Source organism: Ornithinimicrobium sp. (assembly GCF_035267225.1).
Classification (GTDB): domain Bacteria; phylum Actinomycetota; class Actinomycetes; order Actinomycetales; family Dermatophilaceae; genus Ornithinicoccus.
In genome coordinates this window covers 1-12,036 of the sequence record NZ_DATFMA010000058.1, presented here as the reverse complement: position 1 = coordinate 12,036, position 12,036 = coordinate 1, and the positions used below count along the sequence as shown (strand labels likewise).

Genomic DNA, 12,036 nt, shown 5'->3' with positions numbered 1-12,036 from the left:
GTCCATGTCGAGTTCAGTCGAGCGAGCACGGGAGGTGACAGCTGATGGATATCGACCTGGCCATGTTGCGGGGGATCGCGAACGAACGCGAGATTCCGCTGGAGATCCTGGTCAACGCCATCGAACAGGCGACGTTGAGCGCCTACGAGCGCATGCGGGGTAGCGACGCGGCGTCGCACGCCCGCGTCGAGCTGGACGGCAAGAACGGGCATGTGACGGTGTGGGCACGGGAGATTCCCGCTGAGGATGGGTCGACCCCCGTCGAAGAGATGCCGGAGTACGACGACACGCCGGAAGGTTTCGGCCGGGTGGCAGCCGCGACGGCACGCCAGGTCATCGTGCAACGGATGCGTGAGCTGGAGGACGACGCGGTGCTCGGCGACTTCCGCGACCGCGAAGGCGAGGTCATCTCGGGCGTCATCCAGCAGTCGTCCAACCCGCGCAGCGTGCTGGTCGATTTCGGCACGGTTGAGGGTGAGCTACACAGCGCCGAGCAGGTGCCGGGGGAGGCTTACCAGCACGGTCAGCGCCTGCGGTGCTTCGTGGTCAGCGTCAAGCGCGGCACGCGCGGGCCGCTGATCACCCTCTCGCGCACCCACCCCAACCTGGTCCGCAAGCTGTTCGCGCTCGAAGCGCCGGAGATCGCTGACGGTTCCGTTCAGATCGCGGCCCTGGCGAGGGAGGCGGGTCATCGGACCAAGATCGCGGTGCACGCCACCGTCGCCGGTGTCAACGCCAAGGGCGCCTGCATCGGCCCGATGGGCCAGCGCGTCCGTGCCGTCATGGCCGAGCTCCAGGGCGAGAAGATCGACATCGTGGACTACTCGGAGGACCCCGCCATGTTCGTCGCCTCCGCGTTGTCCCCGGCACGGGTGCTGAGCGCGGAGGTCGTCGACCCGGTGACCCGCCAGGTTCGGGTCGTGGTGCCCGATTACCAGCTGTCATTGGCCATCGGGCGCGAAGGACAGAACGCACGGTTGGCCAACAAGCTCACCGGCTGGCGCATCGATATCCGCTCCGACACGGCGGGCACCACGAACGAGGTAGACTAGGGCCCGAGTATCCTGGTCCCGTGACCGCACACGGCGTCTGTGAACCTGTTCGGACGTGTGTCGGGTGCCGGGGGCGGGACCAGCAGGCGAGGCTGCTTCGAGTAGTACTGGTCAACTCGCCACCTCCGGGGCACGCGCACGTGGCACCGGATCCTGCGCGACGAGCGCAGGGTCGCGGAGCGTACGTTCACGTGGACCAGGTGTGTCTGGATGCTGCGGTGTCGCGACGGGCGTTTGGACGTACCTTCCGTCGCAGTGGCATCCTTGACGCTGCCGCCGTCGCGCGGTGGGTCGAAGAACACGTATGACCTCCGGGTGTGAGCCCGGGGTGCAGTTGAGACAGCGCGAGGAACCCCTCGCGCTCCAGCATGGGAAGCGGGACAGACGCTGATGAGCACCCAATGAGCACGCAGCAATGAGCAGGCACCAGCACTAGTCGCGGTCGCGCGCCCCCAGGGCCCGGCCACGACGCAACCAGTAGGAGAAACGTGGCCAAGGTCCGGGTCTATGAGCTCGCCAAAGAGCTCGGGGTCGAGAGCAAGCAGCTGCTCGCCCATCTGAAGGAACAAGGAGAGTTCGTCCGCTCGGCGTCGTCGACGATCGAGCCCCCAGTCGTGCGCAAGATTCGCGAGAACCCCCCGGCGGAGAGTGCTGGCGCGGCGCCCAAGCGGGCTCCCAAGCAACCCGAGCCCGGGCCGTCGGCGACCTCGCCCCAGGTCAAGTCGGACGCTCGGGTCACCTCGGCGACGCCGGCGGCGCCTGCGACCCCGGTCGCGCCCGCCACGCCGGGCCGCCAGGCCGAGCCGGCACCGTCCGCCACGCCGGACGCCGCCGCTGACCCGGTGGCTCCGGTCGAGATCGCGGCCCCCGAGCCCACGGGCACACCCGCCCCACCGTCGTCCGAGGACGCGAGCGGCGAAGAGGTCCCCCCGTCCACACCAGCCTCTGCCGCGACGGGGGCCTCACCGGCGCCTTCTCCGGCCGCCGCGCGTCCGAGCGGCCCCAAGCCCGGCCCCAGGGTGCCGAGCCGTCCGACCCGCGAGCGCCCCGGCGGACGAGGCGAGAGCGGCAGACCCGGCGCCAAGCCCGGGCCGCGTCCTGGCAACAACCCGTTTGCGCCGAGTCAGGGCATGCGTGCGTCGCGCCCGGACCGGGGTGGCGACCGTGGCAGCGCCAGTGGGAGCTCGCGCCCGGGCAACAACCCGTTCGCTCCGAGTCAGGGCATGCCCCGGCCTGGAGGAACCCGTGGCTCCGAGGCCGGCAGTGGCGGCCCCCGTCCAGGCGCTCCCCGACCCGGTGGAGCACGACCGAACCCGGGCATGATGCCCGACCGTGCGGCCGTGCCCCGGCCGGGTGAGCGCCCGGCCCGTCCGGGCGGACGTGGACGCGGTCCTTCGGGTCCCGGCGGTGGCCCAGGTGGCCCCGGTGGCCCCGGGGGTGGCGGTTTCCGCCCTGGCCCCGGTGGCCGCGGTGGAGGTCCCCGCGGCCGTGGTGGCACGCAGGGTGCCTTCGGTCGAGGCGGCGGGAAGGTCCGCGGCCGGAAGTCCAAGCGGGCCAAGCGGGCCGAGTTCGAGCAGATGCAGGCACCCACCATCGGTGGGGTGAACATCCCCCGAGGCGACGGCAAGACCATCACCGTGCGTCGTGGAGCCTCCCTGACCGACTTCGCGGACAAGATCAACGTCGATCCCGCCTCCCTGGTGACGGTGCTGTTCCACCTCGGTGAGATGGCCACGGCCACGGCGTCGCTCGACGAGGACACCTTCGGGGTCCTCGGCTCCGAGCTCGGCTACGACATCCGGCTGGTCTCCCCAGAGGAGGAGGAGCGCGAGCTGTTCACCGCCTACAACATCGACCTGGCCGCCGAGGCGGAGGCCGAGACCGACGCGGACCTGCAGCCACGTCCCCCGGTCGTGACCGTCATGGGCCACGTCGACCACGGCAAGACCCGTCTTCTGGATGCGATCCGCGAGGCTGACGTGGCCGAGGGCGAGGCCGGTGGGATCACCCAGCACATCGGCGCCTACCAGGTACACGCCCAGCACGAGGGCAGCGAACGTGCGGTGACCTTCATCGACACGCCAGGGCACGAGGCCTTCACGGCCATGCGTGCCCGCGGTGCCAAGGTCACGGACATCGCCATCCTCGTGGTCGCGGCCGATGACGGCGTGATGCCGCAGACCATCGAGGCTCTGAACCACGCTCAGGCCGCCGACGTACCGATCGTGGTCGCGGTCAACAAGATGGACGTCGAGGGCGCGAACCCGCAGAAGGTGCGCCAGCAGCTCACCGAGTACAACCTCATCGCCGAGGAGTACGGCGGTGACACGATGTTCGTCGACGTCTCGGCCAAGGCCGGGCAGAACATCGGGGAGCTGCTGGAAGCGGTGCTGCTCACCGCCGACGCTGCCCTGGACATGCGCGCCAACCCCGACAAGGACGCCCGTGGTGTGGCCATCGAGGCCAACCTCGACCGGGGTCGAGGAGCGGTGGCGACGGTCCTGGTGCAGCAAGGCACCTTGCACGTCGGGGACGCCATCGTGACCGGTGCGGCACACGGTCGTGTGCGGGCGATGCTGGACGAGCACGGCAACAACGTCACCGAGGCGTTGCCCTCGCGGCCGGTGCAGGTGCTCGGCCTGGCGTCGGTGGCGCGGGCCGGTGACACCTTCGTCGTCGCACCCGATGACCGCACGGCCCGCCAGATCGCGGAGAAGCGTGAGGCGGCCGACCGCCAGGCTTCCCTGGCCAAGGCCCGCAAGCGGATCAGCCTCGAGGATCTCAACCAGGCGCTGGCTCAAGGCAAGGTCGAGACACTCAACCTCATCCTCAAGGGCGACGTCTCCGGTTCGGTGGAGGCGCTGGAGGACGCCTTGCTGCAGATCGATGTGGGTGAGGAGGTCGACCTGCGGATCATCGACCGCGGTGTCGGTGCGATCACCTTGAACAACATCAACCTGGCCATGGCCTCCGACGCGATCATCCTGGGCTTCAACGTGCGCGCCGAGGGCCAGAACGCCGAGGTCGCCGAACGCGAAGGTGTGGAGATCCGCTACTACGGCGTGATCTACCAGGCGATCGAGGACATCGAGAACGCACTGAAGGGCATGCTCAAGCCGGAGTACGCCGAGGCGACGCTGGGCACGGCCGAGATCCGCGAGGTCTTCCGGTCCAGCAAGTTCGGCAACGTCGCCGGGTCCCTGGTACGCAGCGGCGAGCTTCGTCGTGGCGCCAAGGCGCGGATCACTCGCGACGGCGTGGTGATCACCGAGGGACTGGAGATCGCCGGGCTACGGCGATTCAAGGACGACGTGACCGAGGTTCGCGACGGGTACGAGTGTGGTGTCAACCTCGGGTCGTTCAACGACCTCCGGGTCGACGACATCATCACGACGTACGAGATGCGCGAGATCCCGCGCACCTGAGTCGAGATGGGTGGGGCCCGGGCCGGTGAGGCACACGGGCCCCACCGTCCACCCGTTCGTCAGCACGCAGGAGGAGAGATGGCCGACACCGGCAGGGCCCGCAAGATCGCCGAGCGCACCAAGGTCCTGGTTGCGAGCGGTCTGGACAGCCTCGTCAAGGACCCGCGTCTAGGGTTCGTCACCGTCACCGAAGTGCGGGTCACCGGTGACCTGCAGCACGCCACGGTCTTCTACACGGTGCTGGGCGGCCCGGAGGAGCGGGAAGCGGCTTCGGAGGTCCTAGCCGCCTACCGGGGGCGACTGCGGTCCCATGTCGGCAAAGGCCTGGGCATCCGGCTGACGCCGACACTGGAGTTCGTGCTGGACGCTCTGCCCGAGGATGCGGCCCATCTGGACGAGGTCATGCGCCAGGTCCATCAGCGCGACGCCGAGCTCGCCGCGGCACGGCGGGCCGCGGCCTACGCGGGTGACCCGGACCCCTATCGCAAGCGGCCCGAGCCGGGTAGCGAGGACATCGCCATCGACTCGAGCGAAACCGACGAGCGGGAGCCGTGACCGGTGACGGTCTGCTGCTGATCGACAAGCCTTCCGGCTGGACCAGCCACGATGTCGTGGCGCGGTGCCGACGGATCTGCGGCACGCGACGGGTGGGCCACGCGGGCACGCTGGACCCGATGGCCACGGGGTTGCTCGTCCTCGGCGTCGGCCGTGCCACCAAGCTGTTGACGTTCCTCGTCGGGCTCGACAAGACCTACACCGGCACGCTGCGACTCGGCCGGAGCACACTCACCGACGACGCCGACGGCGAGGTGACCGGAGGGTCCCCTGCTGGACAGGTACGGATGGGAGAGGTGCTGCGGGCGGTACGGCACCTGACCGGACCGATCGATCAGGTGCCCAGCGCCGTCAGTGCCATCAAGGTGGATGGGCAGCGTTCCTACGCCCGAGTCCGCGCGGGCAACGAGGTCGCCCTGTCAGCCCGGCCCGTCACGGTCCACTGGTTCGCGGTCCGGCGGCGACGCGAAGCCGCTCCGGTCGATGCCGAGGTGCTCGACGTGGACTTCACGGTGCGGGTCAGCTCCGGCACCTATGTGCGTGCGCTGGCGCGTGACCTGGGGCAGGCGTTGGGGGTCGGCGGGCATCTCACCGCCCTCCGGCGCACGAGGGTCGGCGACGTGGACCTGGGCCGCGCGCTGTCGATCGAGAAGGCGTCAGCCAGTCGCGACTGCGGGCTGCGGCCGATGGCGTCGGTGGCTCGCGCCCTTTTCCCCGTGCGCGACCTGGACCACGACCAAGAGCGCTCGCTGCGGCATGGCATCCCCTTGCCCGGCGTGTCGCGGCCGTCGCCGGGCCCGGTCGCCGGACTGGGGACCGATGGAGACCTGGTGGCGATGCTCGAGGAGACCACGCGGCGGACACGCAGCCGCGTCGTCTTTCCGGCCCGTTAGAGTGACGGCCGTGGAGCGCTGGACGACGGTCGAAGGTGCGCATGCGACTCCGCAGTCCGCGGTGGTGACCTTGGGCAACTTCGACGGCGTCCACCGGGGCCACCAGAGCCTGCTGGGCGCCGTGTCTCGCCTGGCCCGCGACCGGGGGGAGCGCAGCATCGCGGTGACCTTCGACCCGCACCCGGTTGCGGTCCTGCACCCGGAGCGCGCCCCGGAGCAGATCATCGACCCCGACTACCGCATGACCCTCATGGCTCACAGCGGTGTGGATGTGACCGTCATGCTGCCGTTCACCCACGACTTCGCGCAGATGGGCCCGGAGGAGTTCGTCCGCGACGTGCTGGTGCGGGCGCTCGGGGCCGCGGTCGTGGTGGTCGGCGAGGACACGCGGTTCGGGGTGGGCAACAGCGGGGACGTGGACACCCTTCGACAGCTGGGATGTGCGTACGGGTTCGAGGTGCGCATCCACGAGATCGCGGGCGACCAGGCGCAGGGTCGGCGGCTGTGGTCCTCCAGCGCGGTGCGCGAGTCGCTGCGTGAGGGTGCAGTGCACGTCGCCGCGGAGATTTTGGGTCGACTGCACCGGGTCGCCGGAACAGTCGTGCATGGTCACCACCGCGGACGCGAGCTCGGGTACCCGACCGCCAACCTCGGGCCGGACCGATCCGGAATGGTCCCGGCCGACGGGGTGTACGCCGGGTGGGTCGAGCGCGTGGACCAGCCACCGGACGATGAGGACCGCCGCCTGCCGGCAGCGATCTCGGTCGGGACCAACCCCACCTTCGCTGACGTTCCCGAGCGCACGGTCGAGGCCTACGTGCTCGACCGGCTCGACCTTGACCTGTACCACGAGACCGTCGGGGTCGACTTCGTGTGCCGCCTGCGTGACAACGTGCGCTTCGACTCCGTGGACCAGCTGCGCAGGCAGATGGCCCGGGACGTCGCGGTATGCCGGTCCGTGCTGCTGGGCTGAGCGCGTTCGTGCCGACGTCCGCCGCCCTCCAGCCACGTGGAGCCGGAGCGCGACCACGGCCCGTGGCCCAACGCTATCTGCGCACCGACTGGGGGATCTTCGTGGCGGCGCTGGGCCTGTCGCTCATCGGGGCGGTCCTGGTGTGGTCCGCGACTCATCGCGAGGTGGGGATGGCCCTCACAGTCCGCCATCTGGTCAACACGGCGGTCGGGATGGTGCTGGCCGTGGCTGTGGTCCGGCTGGATGTGAAGTGGATCCGCGCTGCCGCGCCGTGGATCTACGCCGGCGGCCTCGCCGGGCTCGTGCTGGTGCTCACGCCGGTGGGCCAGGTCGTCAACGGGTCGCGGTCGTGGCTGTTCCTTCCCGGTGGCTTCTCGCTGCAGCCGGCCGAGCTGGCGAAGATCGGCCTGGTCATCGGCCTGGCGATGCTGTTGGCTGAGGGACGCGACCCCCGCGTCGGCCCTGGGGTGCGAGAGGTGCTCCCGGCATGGGCACTGGGCGGCATCCCCGCCGGGCTGATCCTCGCCCAGCCCGATCTGGGCACCACCCTCGTGCTCGGTGCGATGACGATCGGTGTGGTCGCCGTGTGCGGCGCTCGTTGGTGGTGGACCCTCGCCGCGATCGTGGGGGTGGTCTTCGCGGTCGTCGCGGCGCTGAGGGTGCCGCTGCTGGACCCCTATCAGGTCGACCGGCTGCTGGCGTTCGTGGACCCGAGCCTCGATCCGGAAGGAATCGGATACCAGAGCGCCCAGGTGCGCCTGGCCATCGGCTCAGGAGGGTGGACAGGGGCTGGCCTGGGCCAGGGCCGGCAGACCCAGGGCGGTTTCGTCCCGTTCCAGGAGACCGACTTCATCTTCTCCGTTTCCGCCGAGGAGGCGGGTTTCTGGGGGGCGTGCGGCGTGGTGCTGCTGCTCGGCTTCCTGATCCTGCGCGCGCTCTGGGTGTCCCTGGTGACCGACGACCCGTTCGGGCGCGTCATGGCCGTCGGAGTGGCGTGCTGGTTCGGCTTCCAGACCTTCCAGAACATCGGGATGAACCTGGGTCTGATGCCGGTGACCGGTCTGCCGCTGCCGTTCCTGTCCTACGGCGGGTCGTCGATGCTCGCGTGCTGGCTGGCCATCGGGCTGTTGGCCAGCGCTCAGCATGCCCCGCGGCGCGCCCGCTGGCAGGGTCAGTAGCGCAGCGGGACGAACGTCTGCTCGTGCATGGGCGGGCGCACGTAGGGCACGTCCTTCATCACCGGCAGCTCGACCGGGTCCGGGATGACGTCCTCGTAGTCGAACTGGCTGAGCAGGTGGCTGATGCAGTTGACCCGGGCGGTTCGCTTGTCGTCCGAGGGCACCACGTACCAGGGGGCCTGCTTGATGTCGGTGTACTGGAAGGTGGTGTCCTTGGCCATCGAGTAGCGCACGTAGAGCTCGTGCTCGGCGAGGTCCATGTCGGAGAGCTTCCAGCGCTTCAGCGGCTCGGCGTTGCGCGCCTCGAAGCGCTTGCGCTGCTCCTCGTAGGAGACGGAGAACCAGTACTTGATCACGATGATCCCGGAGCGGACCAGCATGCGCTCGAACTCCGGGCAGCTGCGCAGGAACTCCGCGTGCTCGTCCTCGGTGCAGAAGCCCATGACCCACTCGACGTTCGAACGGTTGTACCAGGACCGGTCGAACATCACCATCTCGCCCGCGGCGGGCAGATGTTCCACGTAGCGCTGGAAGTACCACTGCGTCTGCTGACGGTCGGTGGGCTTGGGCAGAGCGGCCACCCTGACGGTACGGGGGCTGGTCCGCTCGGTGATGCGCCTGATCACCCCGCCCTTGCCGGCCGAGCCGCGGCCCTCGAAGATCACGAGGACCTTGAGCCCCTGGCTCTGGATCCAGTACTGCAGCTGGACGAGCTGCTCTTGTAGCCGCTCCATCTCGTCCTCGTAGATGTCCTTCCGCAGCCGGCCCTTCTTGGTGTAGTTATCGGGCTCGCCGCGGTGCGTGCTGCGGATGTCGTCGGCGCCTGCGGGTGGAGTGGGGTTCTTGCTCACTGGTGTCCTCCTGGGGTTGACCTGATGCTGGCGTATCCGTGGCGATCCGGCAACGGCTCCCACGCGGCGACCGTCGCCAACGCGCCCCTAGGCCGTCTGCGGGGCTGAGCCGCCATCCTCCCCGGGGGTCTGGGTCGAGGAACGCCGGGTGCCTTCGGGGTCCTCGGTCCTCTCCAGCGACTCCTCCAGGATGGCTTCCGCCTGGACCTGCGGGGCGTCGCTGTCCACGGCCTGCTCTTCGGGCAGCAGCTCGGCGCGCGTGTCGACGTCGTGGTCGTCCGGGGTCTGCGTCATACCCAACGACGCTACCCTCCGGGGTCGTCATCGCGGCAACACCGGAGCCCTCGGTCGGAGCGGTCAGTGGACAAGCTTGAGGCCGACCACGCATCCGATGAGCCCGACCAGCAACACCAGCTTCAGAACGGTGACGGGCTCGGCCCCGGTGGCCATGCTGTAGGTGACGGTCAAGGCCGCTCCGATGCCGACCCACACGGCGTAACCGGTCCCGACCGGGATGGTCCGCAGTGCATACGCGAGACCGGCCATGCTCAGCACGAGCCCGATGAGGAAGACAAGGCTGGGTAGGAGCCGCGAGAAACCCTCCGACGCGCTCAGGGCCACCGCCCAGACGGCCTCCAGCACTCCGGACAGGATGAGCACCACCCACGCCATGTGCATCCTCCTCGCCACTCGCGCCCCCCAGTATGACGAAACATCGACCGTCGGCAGACGCACTATGCCCGTGGCATCGGGGTGTGCGCGCCAAGAATCCGGACGACGGTGCCATGGCGCTGTCGGCGACGTGGGCTCAGCTGTCCATACGATGACGTTCACGTCGGTCTGAGGACCGGGTCACGCTGGTGCCGGACCTCACCCAGGTGCCCGGGTGACCGTGACCCAGACGCCGCTCGGCGACCAGGCCTCGCTGCGTGGCTATCTGGAACAGATCGGTACGGTCAGCGAGGCCGAGTACCCCCGCGAGGGTGAAGGCAGGATCCTGTTCAACCCGCCAGGCGGCCCGAGCCAGGACCTGTCCTCGCCTCAGCACCGCCGAGATGGGATGTGGGCAGCGCGAGGCGCTACGCCAGCTCGGTGCGCCGACGCGTCAGGTACTCACGCTCGGCCGCGTTGCCCGTGGCGGCGATGGCGGCTTCGTAGGCACAGCGTGCCTCGTCGGTTCGCCCTAGACGGCTGAGGAGGTCGGCACGCGTCGCGTGCCATGGCTGATAGCCCTCCAGCGGCAGGGAGTCGACGACACCGAGTGCGACCTGTGGGCCATCGATCTCAGCCACGGCCACCGCGCGGTTCAGCGCGACGACAGTACGACGATCTGGACGTCCGAGCGAACCGACTGGCCAACCACCTGCTCCACGCCGGGCTGCGTACCGGGTCACGAGTCGGTGTGTTCATCGAGCGGTCCCTGGACCTGTACGTCGGTCTGCTGGCCGCCATGAAGTCCTCCGCCACCTTCGTCCCGATCGACCCCGCGGCCCCCGCCGACCGGGTCGCCTACATCGCCACCGACTCCGACCTCAGCGCCATCATCACCACCTCGGCGCTGGCGGAGCAGTGCGCCGAGGCGCCGGTGTGGGTCGTGCCGGTCGACACCTTCGCCGCGCAGATCGCCGAGTCGCCACGGGGCCGCCCCCACGTCGACGTGGAGGGAGACCCGATCTGCTACATCCTCTACACCTCGGGCTCCACGGGTCGTCCCAAGGGCGTCGAGATCGCCCAGTCCAGCATCGTCAACTTCATCAGCATCGTGCCCGAGCTCTACGGAGTCACCCCCTCGGAGCGCGTCTACCAAGGGATGGTCGCGGCGTTCGACTTCTCCTTCGAGGAGATCTGGCCGACGTGGGCGACCGGTGCCACCCTCGTCGCGGGCCCCACTGACGGCCGCCGCGTCGGGCCTGGGCTCGCCCAGTTCCTCGAGGAGTCCGCGGTCACGATGATCTACTGCGTGCCCACGGTGCTGGCCACCCTGGACCGGACCATTCCCTCCATCCGCACCGTGAACGTCGGAGGTGAGGCATGCCCGGCCGAGCTCGTGACCCGATGGGGTCAGAGCGGGCGACGCATCCTCAACACCTACGGCCCCACCGAGACCACCATCACCTGCACCATGGCCGAGCTGTACTCGGGCAAGCCCGTCACCATCGGTCACCCCCTGCCGACCTACAGCATCACCCTTCTCGACGACGACCTGCAGGAGGTTGCACACGGCGAAGTGGGTGAGATCTGTGTCGGGGGGCCGGGGGTGGCCCGGGGATACGTCAACCGTCCGGAGCAGACCGCCGACCGGTTCATCCCGGATCCTGCCGGTGGCGAGTCGCGCATCTACCGCACCGGCGACCTCGGGCGGATCCTCGACGACGGCCAGATCGAGTACCTCGGTCGCGCCGACAGCGAGGTCAAGGTCCGGGGACACCGGGTGGACCTGGGGGAGATCGAGAGCGTCCTGCTCCAGAACGAGGCGGTCAGCGGCGCCGTGGTGAACCTGCACCAGGCCCCAGGGGCGACCGACGAGCTGGTGGCGTACGTGGTGCTGGCCCAGCCCGAGCGACGCTACGAGAAGGGCCTGGCCCAGCGGCTTCACGCCCGGGCCCAGTCCCGGCTGCCTGCGTACATGGTGCCGACGTTCCTGGAATGGATCGACGCCCTGCCCATGATGCCCAGCGGCAAGGTCGACCGTAACCGTCTGCCGGAACCTCAAGGGAGCCGCCTGGTCGGAGGCAGCGGCGAGTACGTGGCGCCGCGCAGTGAGACCGAGCGCCGGCTGGCCGCCGTGTGGGAGGGCGTGCTTGGCCTCCCGGCGGGTCACGCTTCGGTCGAGGCCGACCTGTTGGAAGACCTCGGGGGCCACTCCCTGGTCGCGGCCACCCTGATCTCGCGGCTGCGGGCAACGGGCTACGAGGGCACCGAGGGGCTCTCGGTCCTTGACGTCTACGCCCACCCCACGGTGCGCGCGCTGGCGCAGGCCGTCGACGAGCGCGTGATGGAGAGCAACCTCCAGCCGACTACCGACACCTCCGCCTCGGCGGCGCCGAGCCCGCGACGCGTTCCGGGTGGACTGAGCATCGCTTCGAGGCTGCTGCCGTGCGCAACATTG

The 12,036-nt window shown here is 69.6% G+C and carries 12 protein-coding genes; 8 read left to right on the top strand and 4 right to left on the bottom strand.

The genetic code is table 11. The features are described from left to right. The first annotated feature begins 44 nt into the window (after positions 1–44). From nusA to rodA, 7 genes are all read left to right on the top strand, one after another. A complete protein-coding gene (gene nusA / locus VJ976_RS04765; RefSeq protein WP_324098970.1) occupies positions 45–1,052 on the top strand; it encodes a transcription termination factor NusA in 1,008 nt (335 codons plus the stop codon). Positions 1,053–1,072: 20 nt separating this feature from the next. Then, positions 1,073–1,360: a YlxR family protein gene (locus VJ976_RS04760; RefSeq protein ID WP_324098969.1), complete on the top strand. Its 288-nt coding sequence runs from the start codon at positions 1,073–1,075 to the stop codon at positions 1,358–1,360. Between the two features lie 180 nt (positions 1,361–1,540). Beyond that, entirely contained in the window at positions 1,541–4,477 is a 2,937-nt protein-coding gene (gene infB, locus VJ976_RS04755; RefSeq protein WP_324098968.1) for a translation initiation factor IF-2, read from the top strand. A gap of 78 nt (positions 4,478–4,555) precedes the next feature. Next, positions 4,556–5,032, top strand: coding sequence for a 30S ribosome-binding factor RbfA (gene rbfA / locus VJ976_RS04750; RefSeq protein ID WP_324098967.1), 477 nt, complete (start codon positions 4,556–4,558; stop codon positions 5,030–5,032). Beyond that, positions 5,029–5,925 carry a tRNA pseudouridine(55) synthase TruB gene (gene truB, locus VJ976_RS04745; protein ID WP_324098966.1) on the top strand — a complete coding sequence of 299 codons (897 nt, stop codon included), beginning with the start codon at positions 5,029–5,031 and terminating at the stop codon, positions 5,923–5,925. Before rbfA ends, truB begins: the two co-directional genes overlap by 4 nt. A gap of 10 nt (positions 5,926–5,935) precedes the next feature. After that, positions 5,936–6,898 (top strand): bifunctional riboflavin kinase/FAD synthetase, encoded by a 963-nt coding sequence (locus tag VJ976_RS04740; protein ID WP_324098965.1) that lies wholly within the window; start codon positions 5,936–5,938, stop codon positions 6,896–6,898. 62 nt (positions 6,899–6,960) lie between these two features. Further along, positions 6,961–8,076 (top strand): rod shape-determining protein RodA, encoded by a 1,116-nt coding sequence (rodA, locus tag VJ976_RS04735; protein WP_324098964.1) that lies wholly within the window; start codon positions 6,961–6,963, stop codon positions 8,074–8,076. On the opposite strand, the gene ppk2 is transcribed toward rodA, so the two are convergent. The 4 genes from ppk2 to VJ976_RS04715 form a co-directional block, all read right to left on the bottom strand. Beyond that, on the bottom strand, positions 8,070–8,927 hold the full coding sequence (ppk2, locus tag VJ976_RS04730) for a polyphosphate kinase 2 (protein WP_324098963.1): 858 nt from the start codon (positions 8,925–8,927) through the stop codon (positions 8,070–8,072). The genes rodA and ppk2 overlap by 7 nt on opposite strands. An 87-nt stretch (positions 8,928–9,014) precedes the next feature. Beyond that, positions 9,015–9,221 carry a hypothetical protein gene (locus VJ976_RS04725; RefSeq protein ID WP_324098962.1) on the bottom strand — a complete coding sequence of 69 codons (207 nt, stop codon included), beginning with the start codon at positions 9,219–9,221 and terminating at the stop codon, positions 9,015–9,017. A gap of 63 nt (positions 9,222–9,284) precedes the next feature. Beyond that, positions 9,285–9,599 (bottom strand): DMT family transporter, encoded by a 315-nt coding sequence (locus tag VJ976_RS04720; protein WP_324098961.1) that lies wholly within the window; start codon positions 9,597–9,599, stop codon positions 9,285–9,287. A 407-nt stretch (positions 9,600–10,006) separates the two neighbouring features. Continuing rightward, complete coding sequence (locus VJ976_RS04715) at positions 10,007–10,219, bottom strand: hypothetical protein (RefSeq protein WP_324098971.1); 213 nt, start codon at positions 10,217–10,219, stop codon at positions 10,007–10,009. Between VJ976_RS04715 and VJ976_RS04710 the strand changes: the two genes are divergently transcribed. Beyond that, positions 10,147–12,036 (top strand): non-ribosomal peptide synthetase (locus tag VJ976_RS04710; RefSeq protein WP_324098960.1); only part of this gene is annotated, 1,890 nt, incomplete at its 3' end. The two genes, VJ976_RS04715 and VJ976_RS04710, sit on opposite strands and share 73 nt — an antisense overlap.